General features: G+C 70.5%; 19 protein-coding genes. 8 read left to right on the forward strand and 11 right to left on the reverse strand.

The window, feature by feature from the left end:
* The first annotated feature begins 301 nt into the window (after positions 1-301).
* On the forward strand, positions 302-1,660 hold the full coding sequence (locus tag ACFWJX_RS06975; RefSeq protein ID WP_383237978.1) for a hypothetical protein: 1,359 nt from the start codon (positions 302-304) through the stop codon (positions 1,658-1,660).
* Positions 1,661-1,749: 89 nt separating this feature from the next.
* On the opposite strand, the gene ACFWJX_RS06980 is transcribed toward ACFWJX_RS06975, so the two are convergent.
* Complete coding sequence (locus ACFWJX_RS06980) at positions 1,750-2,532, reverse strand: serine protease (protein ID WP_383237979.1); 783 nt, start codon at positions 2,530-2,532, stop codon at positions 1,750-1,752.
* 265 nt (positions 2,533-2,797) lie between these two features.
* On the opposite strand from ACFWJX_RS06980, the gene ACFWJX_RS06985 reads away from it, so the two are divergent.
* Complete coding sequence (locus ACFWJX_RS06985) at positions 2,798-3,397, forward strand: YdeI family protein (protein WP_383237982.1); 600 nt, start codon at positions 2,798-2,800, stop codon at positions 3,395-3,397.
* Positions 3,398-3,424: 27 nt separating this feature from the next.
* On the opposite strand, the gene ACFWJX_RS06990 is transcribed toward ACFWJX_RS06985, so the two are convergent.
* Complete coding sequence (locus ACFWJX_RS06990) at positions 3,425-4,060, reverse strand: hypothetical protein (RefSeq protein WP_383237985.1); 636 nt, start codon at positions 4,058-4,060, stop codon at positions 3,425-3,427.
* Positions 4,061-4,443: 383 nt separating this feature from the next.
* On the reverse strand, positions 4,444-5,052 hold the full coding sequence (locus ACFWJX_RS06995) for a YceI family protein (protein ID WP_383237988.1): 609 nt from the start codon (positions 5,050-5,052) through the stop codon (positions 4,444-4,446).
* Between the two features lie 401 nt (positions 5,053-5,453).
* Between ACFWJX_RS06995 and ACFWJX_RS07000 the strand changes: the two genes are divergently transcribed.
* The 3 genes from ACFWJX_RS07000 (at position 5,454) to ACFWJX_RS07010 (ending at position 7,713) form a co-directional block, all read left to right on the forward strand.
* Positions 5,454-7,049, forward strand: a complete 1,596-nt coding sequence (locus ACFWJX_RS07000) for an acyl-CoA carboxylase subunit beta (protein ID WP_383237991.1) — start codon at positions 5,454-5,456, stop codon at positions 7,047-7,049.
* A gap of 56 nt (positions 7,050-7,105) precedes the next feature.
* Positions 7,106-7,300 carry an acyl-CoA carboxylase subunit epsilon gene (locus ACFWJX_RS07005; RefSeq protein WP_383237994.1) on the forward strand — a complete coding sequence of 65 codons (195 nt, stop codon included), beginning with the start codon at positions 7,106-7,108 and terminating at the stop codon, positions 7,298-7,300.
* Positions 7,301-7,368: 68 nt separating this feature from the next.
* The gene (locus tag ACFWJX_RS07010) at positions 7,369-7,713 is read left to right on the forward strand and encodes a hypothetical protein (RefSeq protein ID WP_383237997.1); all 345 of its coding nucleotides are present in this window, start codon (positions 7,369-7,371) and stop codon (positions 7,711-7,713) included.
* A 73-nt stretch (positions 7,714-7,786) separates the two neighbouring features.
* Here ACFWJX_RS07010 and ACFWJX_RS07015 read toward each other — a convergent pair whose 3' ends face one another.
* The 8 genes from ACFWJX_RS07015 to ACFWJX_RS07050 all read right to left on the reverse strand — a co-directional run bounded on the left by ACFWJX_RS07015 (position 7,787) and on the right by ACFWJX_RS07050 (position 18,382).
* Positions 7,787-8,368 (reverse strand): ATP/GTP-binding protein, encoded by a 582-nt coding sequence (locus tag ACFWJX_RS07015; protein ID WP_073491198.1) that lies wholly within the window; start codon positions 8,366-8,368, stop codon positions 7,787-7,789.
* Positions 8,349-8,936 (reverse strand): DUF742 domain-containing protein, encoded by a 588-nt coding sequence (locus tag ACFWJX_RS07020; RefSeq protein ID WP_383238000.1) that lies wholly within the window; start codon positions 8,934-8,936, stop codon positions 8,349-8,351. The genes ACFWJX_RS07015 and ACFWJX_RS07020 overlap by 20 nt, the downstream gene beginning before the upstream one ends.
* A 96-nt stretch (positions 8,937-9,032) precedes the next feature.
* Positions 9,033-9,446: a roadblock/LC7 domain-containing protein gene (locus ACFWJX_RS07025; protein WP_005479603.1), complete on the reverse strand. Its 414-nt coding sequence runs from the start codon at positions 9,444-9,446 to the stop codon at positions 9,033-9,035.
* Between the two features lie 10 nt (positions 9,447-9,456).
* The gene (locus tag ACFWJX_RS07030; protein WP_383238003.1) at positions 9,457-12,759 is read right to left on the reverse strand and encodes a nitrate- and nitrite sensing domain-containing protein; all 3,303 of its coding nucleotides are present in this window, start codon (positions 12,757-12,759) and stop codon (positions 9,457-9,459) included.
* A 380-nt stretch (positions 12,760-13,139) separates the two neighbouring features.
* The gene (locus ACFWJX_RS07035; RefSeq protein WP_030793795.1) at positions 13,140-13,715 is read right to left on the reverse strand and encodes an ATP/GTP-binding protein; all 576 of its coding nucleotides are present in this window, start codon (positions 13,713-13,715) and stop codon (positions 13,140-13,142) included.
* Entirely contained in the window at positions 13,696-14,094 is a 399-nt protein-coding gene (locus tag ACFWJX_RS07040) for a DUF742 domain-containing protein (protein WP_003973454.1), read from the reverse strand. Before ACFWJX_RS07040 ends, ACFWJX_RS07035 begins: the two co-directional genes overlap by 20 nt.
* Positions 14,095-14,206: 112 nt before the next feature.
* Positions 14,207-14,620 (reverse strand): roadblock/LC7 domain-containing protein, encoded by a 414-nt coding sequence (locus ACFWJX_RS07045; protein ID WP_030611534.1) that lies wholly within the window; start codon positions 14,618-14,620, stop codon positions 14,207-14,209.
* Positions 14,621-14,629: 9 nt separating this feature from the next.
* The gene (locus tag ACFWJX_RS07050) at positions 14,630-18,382 is read right to left on the reverse strand and encodes a nitrate- and nitrite sensing domain-containing protein (RefSeq protein ID WP_383238008.1); all 3,753 of its coding nucleotides are present in this window, start codon (positions 18,380-18,382) and stop codon (positions 14,630-14,632) included.
* Between the two features lie 594 nt (positions 18,383-18,976).
* Here ACFWJX_RS07050 and ACFWJX_RS07055 point away from each other — a divergent pair.
* The 3 genes from ACFWJX_RS07055 (at position 18,977) to gltX (ending at position 21,550) form a co-directional block, all read left to right on the forward strand.
* Complete coding sequence (locus ACFWJX_RS07055; protein ID WP_266462820.1) at positions 18,977-19,162, forward strand: hypothetical protein; 186 nt, start codon at positions 18,977-18,979, stop codon at positions 19,160-19,162.
* Between the two features lie 134 nt (positions 19,163-19,296).
* A complete protein-coding gene (locus tag ACFWJX_RS07060; RefSeq protein ID WP_073491195.1) occupies positions 19,297-20,073 on the forward strand; it encodes a fumarylacetoacetate hydrolase family protein in 777 nt (258 codons plus the stop codon).
* Positions 20,066-21,550, forward strand: a complete 1,485-nt coding sequence (gene gltX, locus ACFWJX_RS07065) for a glutamate--tRNA ligase (RefSeq protein ID WP_383238013.1) — start codon at positions 20,066-20,068, stop codon at positions 21,548-21,550. The genes ACFWJX_RS07060 and gltX overlap by 8 nt, the downstream gene beginning before the upstream one ends.
* Positions 21,551-21,874 lie beyond the last annotated feature (324 nt).

The following is a 21,874-nucleotide window of genomic DNA, read 5'->3' on the forward strand; positions in this document are numbered from 1 at the left end:
ATCTAAGTCGTGAGTGAACTGCGGGAGTTCAGAGTGAACCAGAGAGCCGAGGGAAGGTCCATGCCAAGAACCGCCCTGCTCGTCACCCTGCCGCCCGAGGCCCCCTCGCGGGGCGCTCACAGTGCGTGCCTTCGTCATGATGGCCAGTCGCGGTCGTCGCCGCTGCCCTCGCCGGACGCCGACCACGTACTGCTCACCGGTCGCCACGGAGAGGTGGTGCGCAGGCTGGCGGAGGCGTACCGCAAGGCATAGTCCTGCTCAGGCTGCCCTACTTTGTCACCGTACGGGGTAGCTTCGAAGTATGAAGGTCGCACTTTCGACCCGAGGCTTCGCCGGGCTGCTCCTCGCGCTGGCGCTCGCCGCCCTGACTCTGGTGACGGCGGGTGCCCCACGCGCCGCGGCCGACACCAGTGTGTCGACGATCGCCGCGGCTCTGCGCGAGAGCCCCGTCTACGTCGACCCGGCGGCGTCCACCGAGTTCTCCCAGGCGGACGCCCACGCCCTCCAGAAGAAGATCGAGGACGCCGACAAGCCCGTCTTCGTCGCGGTCCTCCCGGCCGGCTACCCGACCGAGAACCTCTTCACCGACCTGCGCACCGCCACCGGCGTGACGGGCCTCTACGCGATCCGCCTCGGCGACCGCTTCGACGCCCGCGCCGACTCCTCCGTCCTGCCGACGGCGGCCGTGCGCAACCTCGTCACCAGCGTCCAGGGCCAGAGCGACGCCACGGCCCAGCTCGACGCCTTCACCGACCGGGCCGTCGCCAACATGGGCGGCTCGGCCCCCGCGAGCTGGGACTCCTCGGGCAGTGGCGGCGGAGTGTCGACGACAGGCCTGATCGCCGCGGGCGCACTCGTCGCAGCAGGCGGCGCCGGCGCGTACACGCTCGTACGACGCAACCGCAGGCGGCACGCGGACGAGCAGCGGGCCGCCCTCGAACGGCTCCGGGTCGTCGTCGACGAGGACATCACCGCCTTCGGCGAGGAACTCGACCGGCTCGACTTCCACCCGTCCGAACCCGGCGCCGACGACGCGATGCGCGGCGACTACGAGCACGCCCTCGACGCCTACGAGAAGGCCAAGTCGTCCATGGCGGAGGCGGCGAGACCGGAGGACGTGCGCCCCGTCACCGAGACCCTGGAGGACGGCCGGTTCGCCCTGGCCCGGCTCGCCGCCCGCCGGGCCGGCGAACCGCTGCCCGAGCGTCGCCCGCCCTGCTTCTTCGACCCGCGCCACGGTCCCTCCGTCGCCGACGCCACCTGGACCCCGCCCGGCGGCGCCGTCCGCGAGGTCCCGGTCTGCGCGGCGGACCGCACCCGCCTCGCGGACGGCCGCGATCCGGTGGTCCGCCAGGTCGACACCGACTACGGCCGCCGCCCCTACTGGGAGGCGGGCCCGGCCTACGGCCCCTGGGCGGGCGGCTACTTCGGCGGGGGCCTGCTGCCCGGCCTGCTGGTCGGCACCATGCTCGGCAGCCTGATGGCCACCCCCACCTACGCCTCCGACTACGGCAGCGGCTACGGCGACTTCGGCGGCGGTTATGAAGGCGGTGACGTGTCCGGGGCGGACTTCGACACCGGCAGCTTCGGCGACTTCGGCGGCGGGGGAGGGGACTTCGGGGGCGGCGGAGGCGGCGGGGACTTCGGCGGAGGCTTCTGACCACGGGCACATGTACGGCCACGCGCACGGGCCCGGCGCTGGACGCGCCGGGCCCGTGGAGGTCGTACGAAGGGATGGTGCGGAGCGGGTCAGAGAGAGGCCGCCGCCGAGGCGATGGCCGGGGCGAACGTGGAGACCTCGCTGTAGACGCCGGGCGCGTTGGGCCGGGCGCAGCCGATGCCCCAGCTGACGATGCCGACCTGGATCCAGGCGTTGGCCGCGTCCCGGCGGAACATCGGGCCGCCCGAGTCGCCCTGGCAGGTGTCGACGCCACCGGCCGCGTACCCGGCGCAGATCTCGTCGCTCGCGATCAGGCCGCTGTAACCGCTGTAGGAACGACAGGTGGCGTCACTGACGAACGGCACGGTCGCCTTCAGCAGGTACCGCTGCTGGGAGCCGCCCTCGGTGGCCGAACCCCAGCCGGCCACGGTGAAGGTGCCGGTGTTGTACTGCGTGGTGGTGGCGATCTTCAGCGTCGGCAGGTTGATGGGCTGCGCGAGCTTGATGAGCGCCCAGTCCTTCCCGTTGCCGTTGTATCCGGGAGCCCGGTAGACGTACGTGGAGCGAACCTGGACGCGGCCCGTGGTGGACTGGAGGTCCACGACGCCGGCGGTGGCGGTGATGCTGGTGTTGGCGCCGGTCGAGCCCACGCAGTGCGCGGCGGTGAGGACGATCTGCTGGGTGTAGAGCGCGCCGCCGCAGCCCATGGAGAGCCGGACCATGAACGGGAACTCGCCCTGCGCGGCGCGGGTTCCGCCCACGACGGGCGAGGGAGCGGCCTGGGCGGACGAGACGGGCTGAAGGCTGGCGATCGCGAGGGCGGCGGCGCCGACGGCCGCGAGTCTCTTGAGCGCGGTGAGGAGCTTCTTCAACGTGATGCCTTCCGTGGGGGGTTGACCCGGTGTCGGGGGGAGCTGGTGGTGCCCGAAACACCGAATTGACGCGCGCATGACAACGACGGCAACAAAGAAGTGCCCATTTGCTGGCATGGGCAGGTCAAATCTGTTGCTGGATTATGAGAACGCCGCAAGCCTTCGCACAAGGGGTGTGATTCGGCCACGCCCGGCGTCGGAGATCCGGACGGACTCTGTGGCCTCCAGGACGCGAACTGGCCTGGACGGCTCCTAGGCTGCCTCCATGACCGAGCCCGCCACGCCCCTCGCGTTCTCCGACGCCTCCTCCCTGGACGCCTGGCTGACCGAGCACCCGGCGCCCCACCCCGGCCTCTGGGTCCGGGTCGCCAGGAAGGGTTCCGGGGTGGAGTCCGTCACCGCCGCCGAGGTCAACGACGTGGCCCTGTGCCACGGCTGGATCACCGGGCAGCGCAAGGGCCTCGACGAGGCGTCGTTCCTCCAGCGGATCACACCGCGCAGGCCCGGCAGCCTCTGGTCGGCCGTCAACGTGCGCCGGGTGGAGGAGCTGACCGAGGCCGGGCGCATGCGGCCCGCCGGTCTCGCCGAGGTGGCGGCGGCACAGGCCGACGGACGGTGGGCGGCGGCGTACGCCTCGCAGCAGGACGCCACCGTCCCCGCGGAGCTGGCGGCCGCCCTGGAGCGCAGCCCGCGGGCCCTTGCGGCCTTCGACCGCCTGGGCCGCACCGACCGCTACCTCGCGATGCTCGGCGTACTCCGCGCCCGGTCCCCGGAGCAGCGTTCGGCTCAAGTGGCCGCGGCGGTCGCGAAGCTGGAGGACTCGGCGGGCTCGGCGGGCTCGGCGGGCTCGGCCGACGGCGGGTGACGCGCCGCGGCCGTTCGATACAGCGGATCAGCCCTTCACCGCCGCCTTCGCCAGTCGGATCAGCTCGTCGAAGTCGATGGCCCCCGGATCGCCGTGGTCGTTCTCCGGCACGTGCATGTGCCCGCACACACCCTTGAAGTCGTTCCACCGCGCCCCGCTCATCCGCTGCCCGGCCCCGTTCCCGTACGACTTCGGGTACGCCGGCCACAGCGCCGGGCCACGCAGCGGTACGTCGTGCTGCTCGTGCGCCCAGGCCAGGAAGCGGGCGACACCGAGGAGCGCCCACGCAGGCGCCTTCGGCCAGTAGACGTGGGCCTTGCCGCTCGTCTGCCACCTGCTGTGCAGGTCGGGATCGCAGGTGCCGACCAGCTCCACCTGGCAGACGTTCAGCGTGTTGGTCTGCACGCCGCCGGGCCTGTTGTGCAGGGCTCGGGAGGAGATGTCGATGTCGAAGTGCTGGTACCAGGTCAGTTTCCTGGCCGCGACGTCCGGCACCGCCGTGAGGTTGGGCGCGGAGGCGCCGCCCTGGTAGCCGGGCAGCGAGCGGCCCTCGGTGGTGTGCAGGACGACGACGTTGACCTCCATCCGGTCGCCGCCGAAGTCGTCCTGGTACCAGTGGTCGCGGTGTGCGCCGGGGTAGTGCTGCGGTCCGGTCCTGGTCATGGCGCCTCCTCGGTCGAGGTCCCGGCCACATCGGCAGGGGCGCCCTGAAGAACGACCGACACCCCGAGCCCGTCGCGCACCCGACGCCCCCCGCACCTGTGTCCGGACCGCACCGACGCCCCGCCCCGTCGGGCCGATCCCTGCCCGCGTCCCGCCCGGGGACGTCCGCGCGCCCCGACCCTTGAGCGCGTTCCGCGCCCACCCACGAACCGGCCCCGCGATCCGCCCCGTCGGGCCGATCCCTGCCCGCGTCCCGCCCGGGGACGTCCGCGCGCCCCGACCCTTGAGCGCGACCCGTGCCCACCCGGGACATGCCGAGCGCCCGCCCTCCCACGGGGGAGTGGAGGACGGGCGCGCTCAGGGGCGTTGGCGTCGGTGACGCGTCACGCGTTCTTGATGGCCGAGATGTCGAAGTTCAGCTTGATCTTGTCGGAGACCAGGACGCCGCCGGTCTCGAGCGCCGCGTTCCAGGTGAGGCCCCACTCGGAGCGCAGGATCTCCGCCTTGCCCTCGAAGCCGACGCGCTCGTTGCCGAACGGGTCCTTCGCGGCGCCGTTGAACTCCAGGTCGATGGTGAGCGACTTGGTGACGCCGAGGATGCTGAGGTCGCCGGTGATGCGGTAGTCGTCGCCGCCCAGGGCCTCCGCGCCGGTGGAGCGGAAGGTCATGGTCGGGAACTCTTCGATCTTGAAGAAGTCCGAGCCCTTGAGGTGGCCGTCACGGTCGGCGGAGCCGGTGTCGATGCTGTCCATCGTGACGTCGATGGTGGCGGTGGACCTGGCCGGGTCGGCGCCGTCGAGGTGCAGCGAGCCGGTGAAGTCGTTGAAGTGGCCCTTGACGTTGGTGACCATGGCGTGCCGGGCGACGAACCCGATGGTCGAGTGCGACGGGTCGATCGTGTAGTCGCCGGTCAGGGCGGCGAGTTCCGGGTTCACGGTGCCGACCGTGGTCGCGGTGGTCTCGGTGGTGTTCTTGCGGCCGAAGATGCCCATGACGTGCTCCTTGGGGACGGAATCGATGAACGCATCGAGGAAACGAAGCGGTGATGTTGAATGTTCAACGAGCGGTTCAACAAGGCAGACCGTAGACCTATTCCGTTCAACTTTCAACGTCCCCTGCGGCCGCGTTCACGACGCTGCTCCGCGTCATGCCGACCCGCCTCCCGAACGGGCCGGGCCCGCTCCATCACTCCACTGGGCGCCATGCGTCGGTGGGTCGTGTGAAGTTGATCTCACCACCCGGCTTTGTTCGACCCCGACAATGGGCACGGGCTCTGAGCAGTCGGAACGCCTGCATTCCGGCATGGTTCTGTTCAGTGGTACCAGGAAAACGTGCCGGAGACTGTACGGAGTCGACGTCTCGCTTTCCTAGGTCGGCTTCGTAAGGTCACTACATGACCGTTTTGGAAGAGACGACGGGTGAGCCGACCGCCGAGCCCACGGACGCGCGCGGGCGCGTCGCCGAGCTGCACGAGATCCGTGCGCAGGCGCTGGCCGGGCCGAGCGAGAGGGCGACCCAGGCGCAGCACGCCAAGGGCAAGCTGACCGCCCGCGAGCGCATCGAGCTGCTCCTCGACCCGGGTTCCTTCCAGGAGGTCGAACAACTGCGCCGGCACCGGGCGACCGGGTTCGGCCTGGAGGCCAAGAAGCCGTACACCGACGGTGTCATCACCGGCTGGGGCACGGTGGAGGGCCGTACGGTCTTCGTCTACGCCCATGACTTCCGCATCTTCGGCGGCGCGCTGGGCGAGGCCCACGCCACGAAGATCCACAAGATCATGGACATGGCCATCGCGGCCGGCGCCCCGCTGGTGTCGCTGAACGACGGAGCCGGCGCCCGTATCCAGGAGGGCGTCTCCGCGCTCGCCGGTTACGGCGGCATCTTCCAGCGCAACACCAAGGCCTCCGGCGTCATCCCCCAGATCAGCGTGATGCTCGGCCCGTGCGCGGGCGGCGCGGCCTACAGCCCCGCCCTCACCGACTTCGTGTTCATGGTCCGCGAGACCTCGCAGATGTTCATCACCGGACCCGACGTGGTCAAGGCCGTCACCGGTGAGGAGATCACCCAGAACGGCCTCGGCGGCGCCGACGTGCACGCCGAGACCTCCGGCGTCTGCCACTTCGCCTACGACGACGAAGAGACCTGCATCGCCGAAGTCCGCTACCTCGTCTCGCTCCTCCCGCAGAACAACCGGGAGAACCCGCCGCGCGTCGAGTGCACCGACCCGGCCGACCGCCGCGGCGACGTCCTGCTCGACCTGGTACCGGCGGACGGCAACCGGCCGTACGACATGACCAAGGTCATCGAGGAGCTCGTCGACGACGGCGAGTACCTGGAGGTCCACGAGCGCTGGGCGCGCAACATCATCTGCGCGCTGGCCCGGCTCGACGGCCAGGTCGTCGGCATCGTCGCCAACCAGCCGCAGACCCTCGCCGGCGTCCTCGACATCGAGGCCAGCGAGAAGGCCGCCCGCTTCGTGCAGATGTGCGACGCCTTCAACATCCCGATCATCACTCTTCTGGACGTACCCGGCTTCCTCCCCGGCGTGGATCAGGAGCACGGTGGGATCATCCGCCACGGCGCCAAGCTCCTCTACGCCTACTGCAACGCGACCGTGCCCCGGATCTCCCTCATCCTGCGCAAGGCGTACGGAGGTGCCTACATCGTCATGGACAGCCAGTCCATCGGTGCGGACCTCACGTTCGCCTGGCCGACCAACGAGATCGCCGTGATGGGTGCCGAAGGTGCCGCCAACGTCATCTTCCGCCGCCAGATCGCCGAGGCCGAGGACTCCGAGGCCATGCGGGCCCGCATGGTCAAGGAGTACAAGTCCGAACTGATGCACCCGTACTACGCGGCCGAGCGCGGCCTCGTCGACGACGTCATCGACCCCGCCGAGACCCGCGAGATCCTCATCAGGTCCCTGGCGATGCTGCACACCAAGCACGCCGACCTGCCCTCGCGCAAGCACGGCAACCCCCCGCAGTAACCCAGCGGACTTTTCCCGCCACCCCTGCGGAAACCTCTCTCACGGAGACTGAATCCATGAATACGCCTGACATCCGCGTCGAGAAGGGCCACGCCGGGCCCGAGGAAGTCGCCGCCATCACGGCGATCCTGCTGGCCCGCGCCGCCGCCCGTTCCTCCGAGCCCGCCCCGGCCCACCGCGGCCGCCTCAAGGCCGGCTGGCGCCGCCTGGAGCGCGAGGGCGGCTTCCGCGCCCCGCACAGCTGGCGCTGACTGCACCACGACGCACCACTTGCGCCACGAAGGCCCCGACGCCCCCTGGGCGGCCGGGGCCTTCGCCCGTGCGGTGGGCGTACGAGGCGGGCATTCGCCAGGAGGCCACCGCGGCTCTGGGCGCGCCGCTCGGCCGCTACGCGCACGGCGACGACCGGGACCTGGCCGCCGTACAAACTCTGTCGGCGCGCTGCCCCTCCGCCGCCGGGTCACCGCACCGCTGGACGAGCGGACACCCTAGGGGCCTCCGGCTGCGCCTGCCGCACCTGTCCGCGCGAGACCATGCGGCGGACACCCGCGACGCGTCGGTCACCGTGCACCACCTGTGCGAGGAGGCCCGCGAGGCGGGGACCGACATCCGGCCAATGCCGCCGGATCCCGCGCACGGCCGCCGCCCCGCCGGGCCCTGGTGACGTGAAACGGCCCCTGTGCCTCCCCGAGGAGGGGCACAGGGGCCGTTTCACGGCAGTCGGAAGTCCGGAGGTTCTACCGCAGGCGCGCCATGAGCGCGTGCTCCACGAGCGTGATCAGCGCCGACTTGGCGTCCGCGCGGTGGCGGGCGTCCGTCGTGATGATCGGGGTGTCGGGGCCGATCTGGAGGGCCTCGCGCACCTCGTCCGGCTGGTACGGCTGGCTGCCGTCGAAGCCGTTGAGGGCGATCACGAAGGGGAGACCCGAGTTCTCGAAGTAATCGACCGCGGGGAAGCAGTCGGCGAGTCGGCGGGTGTCCACCAGAACGATCGCGCCGATGGCGCCGCGCACCAGGTCGTCCCACATGAACCAGAAGCGGTCCTGGCCGGGCGTACCGAAGAGGTACAGGATCAGGTCCTGGTCCAGCGTGATACGGCCGAAGTCCATGGCGACCGTCGTGGTCGTCTTGTCTCCGGTGTGGGTGAGGTCGTCGATGCCCGCCGAAGCAGACGTCATGACGGCCTCGGTACGCAGCGGGTTGATCTCCGAGACGGCCCCGACGAACGTGGTCTTGCCCACGCCGAAGCCACCCGCCACCACGATCTTCGCTGAGGTGGTGGAGCGGGAAGGACCGCCGCTAGAGCTTGCGAAGTCCACTGAGCACCCTTTCGAGCAGTGTCACGGCTGGCTGGCCGCCGGCGTTCTCGTCGCCGCCGGGCTGATGGATCGCGACCAGTCCCGCCTCCGCCAAGTCGGCGACGAGGATCCTGGCCACGCCGAGAGGGATCGTCAGAAGGGCCGAGATCTCGGCCACCGACTTGATCTCCCGGCAGAGGTTGCAGATCCGCTGATGCTCGGGCAGTTGCCCCTGCATCTGGTGCGGAGCCGCGGTGGTGTGCACCAGCGCCTCGATGGCGAGCTGGTACCGCGGGCGGGTCCGGCCGCCGGTCATGGCGTACGGACGCACCAAGGGGTTGTTCGACGCCCCGGCGGGCGCCGGCTCGGGGGTGCGGCGATGCGGCTGCACGGGCTGGATGCGAGGCGCGTGCGGCTGGTCGTACGGCGACGGCCCAGGACCCTGCGGCCCCTGGGGCGCGTACGGCTGACGCTGGCTCGGAGCGGAGGGGAAGTTGTAACGGTTCGGGTTCTGAGAACCGTCGCCCTGGCCCTGGGCAGGGCCGTACGACCAGTTACCCGAATTCGAACCGCCTGGGGGTGTTGCCACTTTCTCTCCTCCTCCGACTGTGCCTGGCATCCGTCACGTGGAAGCCGCGTCCCGAAACACTACGGCCTCGGGAGGCCAAAACGCACCGTCCGTCTGTTAGTTGAGAAGGCTCCCTTGGAGCTCCGCACGAAGGTCGGGCGTCAGGACCGTACCCGCACGGTCCACCAGAAGGGCCATCTCGTACCCAATGAGACCGATGTCCGCCTCGGGGTGAGCGAGGACCGCGAGCGAGGAACCGTCGGAAACGGACATGATGAACAGGAATCCCCGCTCCATCTCCACAACCGTCTGGTTCACGCTGCCTCCCTCGAAGATCCGGGAGGCGCCTGCCGTCAGCGACGTCAGACCGGAGGCGACGGCCGCGAGCTGGTCGGCACGGTCGCGGGGGAAGCCTTCGGACATCGCCAGAAGGAGTCCGTCGGCGGAGACCACCACCGTGTGGGACACCCCCGGGGTGTTGTCCACGAAGTTGGTGATCAACCAGTTCAGGTTCTGTGCCGCCTGGCTCATCGGGCTCACACTAACGCTCCTGGTTGTAGGTGCTGTCAGGACCACTGTGCTGATTCCTGGCCTGACCGTTCGGTTCACTTCCTGCGTTGCGTCCACGCTGAACGCCTTGACGCAGGTTGCTCAACCTGCCTCGGACGTCCTCCGGGGCGCGGGAGACCTGGGGGCCTCCCTGGGGGGTGCTCTCGGCGGCGCCCTCGACCAGATTGGCCTTGGGCACCCGTCGCGGCAGACCGGAGGAGGTGACCCCGCCGGCCTTCGGCTTCTTCAGCTGGGAGGCCTGCTGCCAGCGGTCGTCGTTCGCCGACCGCCAGTCCGTCGGGCCGTCCGCGGCGGCGGGAGCCGGCGCCTCCTGGTCCGCGGGCCGCGCGCCGTTCGAACCGCTCGCCGCATGGGATCCGCGGCGGGGCAGTCCGGCATCGGTGAGCGCGTGGGCGGCCGAGGCGGCCGGTCCCGGACGGTCGAAGCCTACGCTGTCCCGCTCACCGGAGTCAGCGGCCTGCGCGGATTCCGCTTGCGGAGCGTACTGGTCCGGGTAGCCGTTCTGGTAGCTGTTCTGCTGCGGCCAGTCGTCCTGGTAGGGCTGCTCCTCGTACGGCGGGAAGCCCTCCGGCGCGGCCTGCCGCTCCGGCGCCCGCTCCTCCTGGGGAGCCTCCGCATACGCGGGGTCGGGGTAGCCGCCGCTCTGCCCGAAGGCACCGTTCTGCGGCCCCGAGCCGTTCGCCGGGAAGGCATCGCCGCGCGGCGCACCGCCGTTGGACGCGCGGTACGGGTCCTCGTACGCCGTGCGCTGCTGCTCCTCGTACGACGTCTGCTGGTCGTACGCCGCCGGCTGCTCGGCGTATCCGGTCGCACCGGCGTCGTAGCCGTTCTGCGGCGGGGCGAAGCCGTTGGGGGAGGCGTCGAACGTGGGCTGCTGCCGCGTCTGGTCGAAGCCGTCGCCGTACGCGGGCGTCGCGCCGGGCTGCTGCTGACCGGGCTGGCCCGGCTGACCGGGCGCGGGGGACTCCAGGGCCGCCCGGCGCTCGTCCCGCATCAGGGAGCGGCCGACCGGGTCCAGGTCGCGCAGGTCGTCGGGGACCTCCGAGTACTGGCTGTCGTCGAAGCCCAGCTCGGCCGCCGTGCGCAGCGGCTGGTGGTTGAAGTCCTCACCCTGGAAGCGCTGCTCCGGGATGATCTGCGAGACGGTGAAGTCGTCGCGCTCGGGCTGGTGCTCGCCACCGCCACCATGGGTGATCGCGTCGGGCAGCATGACCAGCGACGTCGTGCCGGCCTGCTCGCCCGAGGGGCGCAGCTGGACCCGGATGCCGTGCCGGTCGGACAGCCGGCCGACCACGAACAGGCCCATGCGCTGCGAGATCGCGGCGTCCACGGTCGGCGGGTTGGCCAGCTTGTGGTTGATGTCCGCGAAGTCCTCGGCGGTGAGGCCGATGCCCTTGTCGTGGATCTCGATCATCACGCGGCCGTCGGGGAGACGGGTCGCGGTGACCCGGACCTTGGTCTGCGGGGAGGAGAACGTGGTGGCGTTCTCCAGCAGCTCGGCCAGCAGGTGCACGAGGTCGGTCACGGCACGGCCGTGGATCTCGGCCTCCGGTACGCCCGACAGCTCGATGCGCTCGTACTGCTCCACCTCGGAGGAGGCGGCGCGCAGCACGTCGACCAGCGGGACCGGCTGGTCCCAGCGGCGGCCCGGCTCCTCGCCGGCGAGGACCAGCAGGTTCTCGCCGTTGCGGCGCATACGGGTCGCGAGGTGGTCCAGGCGGAAGAGGCTCTCCAGCTGGTCCGGGTCGGCCTCGTTGTTCTCCAGCTCGGTGATCAGCGTCAGCTGGCCCTCGATCAGGGACTGGTTGCGGCGCGACAGGTTGGTGAAGATCGCGTTGATGTTGCCCCGCAGCAGGGCCTGCTCGGCGGCGAGCCGGACGGCCTCACGGTGGACCTGGTCGAAGGCGCGGGCGACCTCGCCGATCTCGTCCGTGGTGTTGATCGGGATCGGCGTGACCCGGGTGTCGACCCGGCCGGGGTCGGTCCGCGAGAGCTGGTCGACCAGCATCGGCAGCCGCTGCTCGGCGATGCCGAAGGCGGCGTTGCGCAGCTGGCGCATGGACTGGCTCATCTGGCGGGCCATGAGACTGGCGATGATGAACGCGGTCAGCAGGGCGATGATGACGATCGCGCCGTTGATGATGGCGTCCCGCTGGGCGTCGGAGGCGATCTGCCCGGCCTCGGTCACCGCCGCGCCGATGAGTTCGCTCTCGACCTGGCTGTAGCCCTCGAACTTCAGGGTCGCGGCCGTCATCCAGGCCTGGGCGGTGACGCCCTGCTCGGCCAGCTCGGCGGGGTCCCGCCCGCTGGCGATCGCCTGGATCATCTGGTCCATGGCGGGCGGGGCGACGAAGTCCTGGTCCGCGGCCTCGGCCTTCTCCTGGGCCTCGGCGGCCTGCTTCTTGCCTTCCGCGGTCTTCGCGTTCATGACCTCGGTGAGGCGCGCCGCGTCCTGCGTGGTGCCACCGGAGACGTACTCCTGGAGGGCCACGCGCTCGAGGTAGGCGTACGAGGTGAAGGCGGTGACCTGCTGGCGCTTGACCGTCTCGTCGGGGCTGGGCCGGACGAGGAGGTGCATGCCGATCGAGCGCTGGAGGGACTCGGCGCCCTTGGCGAGCGCGATCGCGTAGACCGTGCGGCCGTACGCCGTGATGTTGCCGGTGCCGAGGCCGAGTTCGTTGGAGAACTCCATCAGCAGGTGCTCGACCTCGACGTAGCCCTCTTCGGTCTTCACCGGGTCCAGCGCCTTGGTGTAGGCGGCCGCGCGGAGCTTCGTGAGGGCCGGCTCCGCATCGGTCACCAGGCCGAGGCGGCGCTTGAGGCCTTTCTTGTCCGGCATGCCGACCGTCTCGCTGTGGAAGGCGGCGGCCTTCTGGTCGGTCACGGCGCGGGCGTCCTTGACGACCTCGCTGTCCTTCTTGTTCTGCAGCAGGGGTTCGGCGGAGACGTCACGCTCGTTCAGCAGGGCCTCGGCGTACTCGCCGGCGGCGGCCACGATCTTCGCCACCTTCTCGGCGTCGCGGGCCTCCTGCCAGGTGTCGATCGAGCCCTTCACCTGGAAGCCGCCCATGACGAGGCCGACCAGCACGGGTATGAGCAGGATCGCGTTCAGCCTGGTCGGCACCCGCCAGTTGCGCGGGGAGAGACGGCCGCCACTCTTCGCGGGCGCGGCCGTCGGCTCCGAACCGGGCACAGGGGCGGGCGCCGCTCCGCGCGGCGGCGGGGTGAAGTTGCCCCGGGCCGCCGGCTCGGGACTTTTCTTGCTTCGCCTCACTCGACCAACAACCTCTCGGCGGTCGGCACCTTCGTCGTGCCGCAGTGTCTCAGAGCCCGGTCAGCCATCGACCATCAGTACGTCATTGACTATTGGGCAGTTCAGGCATTCCAGCACGACGACCAGCGCAGTTCCAAACATGGAGAAGTGCCGGTTCGAAGTGATGTAAGCCCCAGATAAAACGGTCAAACAGAACGAGCCCCGTCAAATGACGGGGCCTTCGTGCGCGCAGCGACACCAAGCGACCGCGACGCGTGGCGGTACCACCCGATTCCTCTGCCGAAACGTTATGAACACCGGGGCCGGCCGTGTCAAAGCCCACAGCCGGCTCCGGAAGGTCTACGACAACTGACGTACGGCAGTACAGATTTGGGTCCTGCCTACCGCAGACGGGCCATGAGCGCGTGCTCCACCAGCGTGATCAGCGCACTCTTGGCGTCCGAACGGTGCCGGGCGTCCGTCGTGATGATCGGGGTGTCCGGGCCGATCTGGAGGGCCTCGCGGACCTCCTCCGGCTGGTACGGCTGCTGGCCGTCGAAGCCGTTGAGGGCGACGACGAACGGCAGACCCGAGTTCTCGAAGTAGTCCACCGCCGGGAAGCAGTCCGCCAGCCGGCGGGTGTCCACCAGCACCACGGCGCCGATGGCACCGCGCACCAGGTCGTCCCACATGAACCAGAAGCGGTCCTGACCCGGCGTACCGAACAGGTAGAGGATCAGGTCCTGGTCGAGCGTGATACGGCCGAAGTCCATGGCCACCGTGGTGGTGGTCTTGTCCCCGGTGTGGGTGAGGTCGTCGATGCCCGCGCTCGCGGACGTCATCACGGCCTCCGTGCGCAGCGGGTTGATCTCGGAGACGGCGCCCACGAACGTGGTCTTGCCCACGCCGAAGCCCCCCGCCACCACGATCTTCGCGGAGGTGGTGGCCCGCCCCCCGTCAGAGCTTGCGAAGTCCACTGAGCACCCTTTCGAGCAGCGTCACGTCAGGTGCGCCACCGTTGTTCTCGTCGCCGCCCGGCTGGTGAATGGCCACCAGTCCGGCTTCGGCGAGGTCCGCCACGAGGATCCTCGCCACACCCAGGGGCATGGCGAGGAGCGCCGAGACCTCCGCGACCGACTTCACCTCACGGCAGAGGTGGCAGATGCGCTGGTGCTCGGGGAGCAGCCCCATGAGCGCTGCCGGGTCGGCCGTGGTGCTGATCAGCGCCTCGATGGCGAGCTGGTAGCGCGGCCGGGTCCGGCCGCCGGTCATCGCGTACGGACGCACCAGCGGCTGGTCGCCCTCGTCCTCGTACGGCTCCGCGTACGGATCATGAGAGGCGGTGGGCGGGGTCATGAATCCTCCGGGCGGGACAGCAAGTCTCGGTCAGTCGTGCCGTCCGTCGAGCCGGTGGGGGGATTGTGTCGGCCGGACGGTGATTTCGTGAGGCGGGTAGTACCTGGGCGGGTCAGTGGAGCAGACTGCCCTGTAGTTCGGCGCGCAGGTCGGGCGTGAGCACCGCGCCCGCGCGGTCGACCAGGAGTGCCATCTCGTAGCCGACAAGGCCGATGTCACAATCGGGGTGGGCGAGAACGGCGAGGGACGAGCCGTCCGAGACGGACATGAGGAAGAGGAACCCTCGCTCCATCTCGACGACCGTCTGTGCCACGCTGCCGCCCTCGAAGATCCGGGATGCCCCGGCCGTCAGCGAGGTGAGACCCGACGCGACGGCCGCGAGCTGGTCGGCACGGTCGCGCGGGAAGCCCTCGGACATGGCGAGCAGGAGCCCGTCGGCGGACACGACAACGGTGTGGGACACCCCGGGGGTGTTGTCCACGAAGTTGGTGATCAACCAGTTCAGATTCTGTGCCGCCTGGCTCATCTGGCTCAACTAACGCTCCTGCTGGTGAGTGGGGCTCGGGAAATTGCCGGTCGAGCCGTTGCCGGCCTGACGACCCTGCGCGATGCCCCGACGGAGATTGGTCAGCCGTCCGCGTACGTCGTCAGGCGCACGCGAGACCTGCGGACCGGTTTGGTGCTGTTGCTGCTGAGCCGTGCCCGGGACGAGGTTCGCCCTGGGCACCCGGCGCGGCAGGCCGGAAGTGGTGACGCCGCCCGCGGCGGGCTGCCGGACGCGCTCGGCCTGACGGACGAGTTCGTCGTTCGGCGAGGTGCGCCAGGAGGCGCTGGCCGCCGCGGGACGTTGGGGAGCGGCCGGAGCCTGCGGCTGCTGTGGCTGCGGCGTGGGGGCCGAGCCGTTGCCGTTTCCGTCGGCCTGCTGCCCGTGGAACCAGTTGGTCTCCAGGGTGTCGAACAGCGGGGTACGGCCGTCACCCGGACCGGCCGGCGGCAGGGCCTCCGGCTCGGGGCGGGCGGCGGGGCGCGGCGGTACGGGCTGCTGCTGCGGTGAGCCGTAGCCGTTGCCGCCGTTGGCGTTCTGGGGGCGGTCGAACTGGCCCGTGGACGAGGGGTCCTGGCGGCCGGGCAGCGCGTGCTGGCCGGTGCTGGAACCGTCGTGGCCGGGGCCGGCGAACTGACCGGTGGAGCCGTTGTCGTAGCCCTGCGGAGCGGCGTACCGGTTGGGGGCCGCCGGGGGGTTCTGGCCGCCCGGGGTGCCGAAGACGTCGTTGCGGACGTAGCCGTCCTGCCGTCCGTTCGTACCCGGAGCCGGGAACTGGCCCGTGTCCTGGGCGCCGTTCAGGCCGGAGAACTGACCCATGTCCTGGAACTGACCGGTGTGCTGCGGGCCGCCCGAGCCGGGGCGCGCGAAGTCCGCGGGACCGGCCGGGCCGTGGCGCTCGTCGATCCTCGGTATCTCGGCGGTGGAGCCGGGACCCTGACGGTTGTCGACGCGCGGCATCCGCGAGGTCTGCCCGGCATCCGGCTCGTCGTGGCCGCGCGGGGCGTCCAGCGGAGTGCGCGGAACCGGCGGCTGGGCGTTCTCGTCGGCCCAGCTGGTGCCGCGGGACTGCGGGTTGCCGCCCGGCAGCTCGGCACGCGGGCCGCCGCGCGGCGGCAGCTGCGGCTGACGGCCACGGCCGCGACCGCCCTGCTCGCCACGGTTGTCGTTCTGGCGCGGCGCGGGCGGACGCCCGGCGCCGAACATGTCCTGGCCCTGGCCCGGCGTACCGGTGCCGGCCGACTGCAGACCCTGCGAGGCACCCGGGGCCTGGCCGCCGAAGCCGGCGCCCGCCGGAGCCGGGCGGCCCTGCGGGGGCGAGGCCGGACCCTGCGGCCCGCGCGGCGTACCGGGACGGCCACCGCCGTCACGGCCGGGCAGCGCGGCCCGGGGACCCTGGCCGGCGCCGAGCAGGCCACCCGTGCCGGAGCCGGCGCCGAGGGCACCGCCGCCCGGCGCACCGGCGCCCAGAGCACCGCCCTGGCCGCCCTGCCCGCCCTGACGGCGGGCAGCGGCGACACCGGCGGCGGCCTGCGCGGCGGCCGGACCGCCGGACACGCTGCCCTGACCGGGCTTGGGCTGGGGCTTCTTGCCGCCCTGGGCGACATCCACGGGGAGCATGACCAGTGCGGTCGTACCACCGGAGTCGGACGGGCGCAGCTGGATGCGGATGCCGTGCCGCTGCGACAGCCGGCCGACCACGAAGAGGCCCATGCGGCGGGAGACCGACACGTCCACGGTGGGCGGCGACGCGAGCCGCTCGTTGATCGCGGCGAGGTCCTCGGGGGAGAGGCCGATGCCGGTGTCGTGGATCTCGATCAGGACCCGGCCGTCGGGCAGCGCGTGACCGGTGACCTTGACCTTGGTCTGCGGAGAGGAGAAGGAGGTCGCGTTCTCGAGCAGCTCGGCGAGCAGGTGCACGAGGTCGTTGACGACCCGGCCGGCCACTTCGGTGGTCGGCACCGAGGACAGCTCGATGCGCTCGTACTGCTCCACCTCGGAGGCGGCGGCGCGGAGCACGTCGACCAGCGGGACCGGACGGGTCCAGCGGCGGCCGGGCTCCTCACCCGCGAGGACGAGGAGGTTCTCGCCGTTACGGCGCATACGGGTCGCGAGGTGGTCGAGCTTGAACAGCGAGGACAGCTGGTCAGGGTCGGCCTCGCGGGACTCCAGTTCGGAGATGAGTGACAGCTGACGCTGGATGAGGCCCTGGGAGCGGCGCGAGAGGTTGGTGAACATCGCGTTGACGTTGCCCCGCAGAAGGGCCTGCTCGGCGGCGAGGCGGACGGCCTCGCGGTGCACGTCGTCGAAGGCCGCGGCCACCTGGCCGATCTCGTCCCGGGAGTGCACACCGACCGACTCCACGGACGTGTCGACGTCCTGCGGGTCGGACTCGGACAGCTGCTTGACCAGCTCGGGCAGCCGGTCCTGGGCGACCTTGGTGGCCGTCTCCTGGAGCCGGCGCAGCGAGCGGATCATGGACCGGGCGACGACGAACGCGCCGACCAGCGACACACCGAGCACGAGCAGGATCAGCGCACCGGAGATGATCGCCTCGCGCTCGGACTCGGCGCGCAGCTCACGGGCCTTCTGCTCCATGTCTTCGAGCAGCGTGGTCTCGATGTTGTTCATCTGGCGGATCTTGGTCGTGCTGGCGTCGAACCAGTCCTGGTACGACCGCTTGTCCAGCGACTTCAGACCGTTGGGGGAGCTGAGCGCACGCGTGGCGTACGTGTCGGCGTCCTCGATGGTGGGGCTGCCCTGCTCGATGGGCGTGAGCAGCTCCTCCGCACCCTCGTCGCCGAAGATGCTGCGGAAGCTCGCGAGTTCGGAGTCCTGGTTCTCCAGGGCGGCCTCGGCGTACTGCCGGTCGTTCTCCGATATCTCGCCGTAGACGGCGTCGTTGACCGGCAGCGCGGCCGCGAGGACGGCACGCTGGACGGAGGCGTACTCCTTGGCGGCGGAGAAGGCGGCCAGCGCGCGGGTGCGCTGGATCATCTCCGGGTTGCTCGTGGCCTGCGCCATGTCCTGCGAGAGGTCGAGCAGGTGGGTGATGAGGCGGTGATAGGCCTCCACCGTCTGGGTGGAGTTCTTCTGCTCCGCGTAGGCCGTCTTCCGCACCTTCGCGAGGTTGCCGAGGTCGCTGAGGAGACCCACGAGGCTGTCGCGGACACCCTGGAGGTTGCCGTCCGTGCTGGAGGCGTCGATCTCCTCGGAGGCGTCCTTGAAGGACTCCAGCGTCGCGTCGGTCTTGTCGCGGGCGCCCTTGACCGTGAAGTCGGCCGCGGACTTGCCGTGGGCCAGCGGACCGGCGGACTTGTCGCGCTCGTCCTGGAGCCGGATGGCCAGCTCGGTCGCCTGCTTGGTCATGTCCGTCAGCAGCTTCATGTTGTCGAGCTGCTGGATGTCGTCCATGGACTGGTTGATGCGCAGGGTGCCCAGCGTCGTGGCCGCGACCACGGGCAGCGTCAGCAGCGCGACCAGACGCGTGGAGATGCGCCAGTTGCGCAGGGCCACGCGCGATCCCGTGCCGGGGGTAGTGGTCGGGGGCTTGACCGTCGGAGTCGGTTGAAGGGGGCTCGACGACGCGGACGCGCCGGGGCGCCCAGGGCGCTCACCGCCGTCGCCGGCCGGGCCCGGGTTCTGGGCGTGCTGGGGCGAGGAGCTGCCGGCCATAGGGCCAGTCCCGCCGTGCGGCTCCGGCTCGGCCGAAGCGCTGCCATCCCTCTTGAAACGTCCCTGCACTAGCGTCGCAACCTCTGGACCAGGCGCCCCTCCGCGTGAACGGAAGGACGGTGTCGGCGTCTTGAGGGGCGTCCTGAATTACGCCCCCCGATGGTCGTGAGTACCGGCGCTTCCCCCTTCTCGCCGCCGCTCGGCGCTGCTGTGCGCCCTGCGCGCCGGCTCGATCCCGCGGCGGTCCGTGGAATTCCAGCACAGTGCCGGATCTCCAACAAGGCTTGTTGGCCGGGCTGTGACATCCGTGACAGCGGGTGAGTAGTGGATTACCGGACGTAGAAAGTGATCCTGGGCAATCCGGACGCAAGGGGGCGAAGGGGCCGGTGGTGGGGGGTGTCCCAGTCGCCATGATCAGGAGCGGAATGGCAGCTTCAGGTGGGCAATGTCCGTTTCGTAGCGGTCGATCGGGAGCCTGGATTGACCGGTTTGGGCGCGGATTCGTGAGCAAACTCACACGTCGATCATGAGACTCGCACGCCTTCTCTGGGAATCGCGTGTTTAGCCTGACGCTTTACAGAGATGGCAAATCCGACAAGACGCGCTTACGGGCGGCCTCCCCGGCCCGCCCGGCGCCCGGACAGGACAGGGCTCGCTACAACAGTGAAGACGACGACGATGTTCCACAAGATCGCCAACCCGCGGCGCACGACGCTGGCGCACCTCAAGGACGCCGACGAACTGGGGCTCCCGGAGCAGCAGGAGCACTCCGTCGACCTCCCGGCCCAGACCGCCAACCCCAGGCGCACCATCCTCATGGAGATCCCGGTGACCTCCTCCGCCGAGTAGATACGCGCACCGGCCGCCCGCATGCTCGGAGCGGCCGGCCACGGATGTCAAGGGCGTCCCCGGCCGGGGACGCCCTTCCGCGTTAGCCTGGAGCGTCAGACTCCAGCAAGCTCAGTCAAGGGGCCAACCAACCCGTGCGCATCGCCAGGTTCTCCATCGACGGGAACGTCGCCTTCGGCGCGGTCGAGGGCGACAAGCCGGACGAGCTCGTCCTCGACATCATCAAGGGCATCCCGTTCACGGAACACGAGCTCTCCGGCACGAAGGTGCCGCTGAGCAAGGTCCGGCTCCTGCCGCCCGTGCTCCCCAGCAAGGTCGTGGCCTTCGGCCGCAATTACGCCGAGCACGCACGCGAACTCGGCAACGAGGTGCCCGACGCCCCGTTCGCCTTCTTCAAGCCGTCCACCTCCGTGGTGGGACCCGGGGACGACATCCAGTACCCGCCCTTCTCCGAGGACCTCCACCACGAGGCCGAACTGGCCGTGGTCATCGGCCGGATGTGCCGCGAGGTCCCGCGCGAACGCGTCAAGGACGTGATCTTCGGCTACACCTGCGCCAACGACATCACCGCGCGGGACGTCCAGAAGCGCGAGAAGCAGTGGGCCAGGGCCAAGGGCTTCGACTCCGCCTGCCCGCTCGGCCCCTGGGTGGAGACCGACCTCGACCCCGGCGACCTCACCGTCCAGCTCACGGTCAACGGGCAGCAGCGGCAGCTCGGCCGCACCAGCGAGATGATCCACTCCATCGAGGATCTGATCGTCAACATCACCGAGGCCATGACGCTGCTCCCCGGCGACGTGATCCTCACGGGCACCCCGGCAGGGGTCGGCCCGCTCGCTGTCGGCGACGAGGTCTCCGTCAGCATCGAAGGCATCGGCACTCTCACCAACAAGGTTGTCAAGCGTGGCTAGCGCACCCGGCTCCCCCGTACGCGTCCGTTTCTGTCCGTCGCCCACCGGTAACCCCCACGTGGGGCTGGTCCGCACCGCCCTGTTCAACTGGGCGTTCGCGCGGCACCACCAGGGCACCCTGGTCTTCCGCATCGAGGACACCGACGCGGCCCGCGACTCCGAGGAGTCCTACGGGCAGCTCCTCGACGCGATGCGCTGGCTGGGCTTCGACTGGGACGAGGGCCCCGAGATCGGCGGTCCGCACGCGCCGTACCGCCAGTCACAGCGGATGGACCTCTACAAGGACGTCGCCGAGAAGCTTCTCGCCGCCGGCCACGCCTACCGCTGCTACTGCTCCCAGGAGGAGCTGGACACCCGCCGCGAGGCCGCCCGCGCCGCCGGCAGGCCGTCCGGCTACGACGGTCACTGCCGCGACCTGAGCGCCGCGCGGGTCGAGGAGTACCAGGCCCAGGGCCGCACCCCGATCGTCCGTTTCCGGATGCCCGACGAGACGATCACCTTCACGGACCTGGTCCGCGGTGAGCTGACCTTCACCCCGGAGAACGTCCCGGACTACGGAATCGTCCGCGCCAACGGCGCCCCGCTGTACACGCTGGTCAACCCGGTCGACGACGCCCTGATGGAGATCACCCACGTCCTGCGCGGCGAGGACCTGCTCTCCTCCACCCCCCGCCAGATCGCCCTGTACAAGGCGCTGATCGAGCTGGGCATCGCCCAGGAGATCCCCTCCTTCGGCCACCTGCCGTACGTGATGGGCGAGGGCAACAAGAAGCTCTCCAAGCGCGACCCCGAGTCGTCGCTCAACCTCTACCGCGAGCGCGGCTTCCTGCCCGAGGGCCTGCTCAACTACCTCTCGCTGCTCGGCTGGTCCCTCTCGGCCGACCAGGACATCTTCACGATGGACGAGATGGTCGCGGCCTTCGACATCGCGGACGTGAACCCGAATCCGGCGCGCTTCGACCTCAAGAAGTGCGAGGCGATCAACGCCGACCACATCCGCCTGCTCGACGTGAAGGAGTTCACCGAGCGCTGCCGCCCGTGGCTGCGGGCCCCGTTCGCCCCCTGGGCGCCGGAGGACTTCGACGAGACGAAGTGGCAGGCGATCGCCCCGCACGCCCAGACCCGCCTCAAGGTCCTCTCCGAGATCACCGACAACGTCGACTTCCTCTTCCTCGCCGAGCCGGCCGTCGACGAGGCGAGCTGGACGAAGGCGATGAAGGAGGGCTCGGACGCCCTGCTCGCCACGGCCCGCGAGAAGCTGGAAGCGGCCGACTGGACCAGCCCGGAGGCGCTCAAGGAGGCCGTCCTGGCCGCCGGCGAGGCCCACGGCCTCAAGCTCGGCAAGGCCCAGGCCCCGGTCCGCGTCGCCGTCACCGGCCGCACGGTCGGCCTGCCCCTCTTCGAGTCCCTGGAGGTCCTGGGCAAGGAGAAGGCCCTGACCCGCATCGACGCGGCCCTGGCCAAACTCACCGCGTAAACCGTCGTACGGCTGTGAGGTGCGGCACCCCGTCCGGGGGCCGCACCTCGCCGTTCCACCGAACGCGCGTTACGCCGGCTGCATGCCGATCACAGCCGTCGTCCGGGACGTGGACGGCACCGTCTTCGACGCTGCGTACATCGGGGGATGACCCCCGAACCCCCAGCCGGTCCGGGTACCGTCGGCTGCATGCCGATCACAGCCGTCGTCTGGGACGTGGACGGCACCGTCTTCGACGCTGCGTACATCGGGGGATGACCCCCGAACCCCCAGCCGGTCCGGGTACCGTCGGCTGCATGCCGATCACAGCCGTCGTCTGGGACG

It is taken from the genome of Streptomyces sp. NPDC058335 (genome assembly GCF_042723915.1).
Taxonomy (GTDB): Bacteria; Actinomycetota; Actinomycetes; order Streptomycetales; family Streptomycetaceae; genus Streptomyces.

What these genes read in the sequence shown, in the direction of transcription:
- ACFWJX_RS06975 (WP_383237978.1), top strand. Translation starts at nt 302, where the DNA reads ATGAAGGTCGCACTTTCGACCCGAGGCTTCGCCGGGCTGCTCCTCGCG.
- ACFWJX_RS06985 (WP_383237982.1), top strand. Translation starts at nt 2,798, where the DNA reads ATGACCGAGCCCGCCACGCCCCTCGCGTTCTCCGACGCCTCCTCCCTG.
- ACFWJX_RS06990 (WP_383237985.1), bottom strand. Translation starts at nt 4,060, where the DNA reads ATGACCAGGACCGGACCGCAGCACTACCCCGGCGCACACCGCGACCAC.
- ACFWJX_RS06995 (WP_383237988.1), bottom strand. Translation starts at nt 5,052, where the DNA reads ATGGGCATCTTCGGCCGCAAGAACACCACCGAGACCACCGCGACCACG.
- ACFWJX_RS07000 (WP_383237991.1), top strand. Translation starts at nt 5,454, where the DNA reads ATGACCGTTTTGGAAGAGACGACGGGTGAGCCGACCGCCGAGCCCACG.
- ACFWJX_RS07005 (WP_383237994.1), top strand. Translation starts at nt 7,106, where the DNA reads ATGAATACGCCTGACATCCGCGTCGAGAAGGGCCACGCCGGGCCCGAG.
- ACFWJX_RS07025 (WP_005479603.1), bottom strand. Translation starts at nt 9,446, where the DNA reads ATGAGCCAGGCGGCACAGAACCTGAACTGGTTGATCACCAACTTCGTG.
- ACFWJX_RS07040 (WP_003973454.1), bottom strand. Translation starts at nt 14,094, where the DNA reads ATGACCCCGCCCACCGCCTCTCATGATCCGTACGCGGAGCCGTACGAG.
- ACFWJX_RS07045 (WP_030611534.1), bottom strand. Translation starts at nt 14,620, where the DNA reads ATGAGCCAGGCGGCACAGAATCTGAACTGGTTGATCACCAACTTCGTG.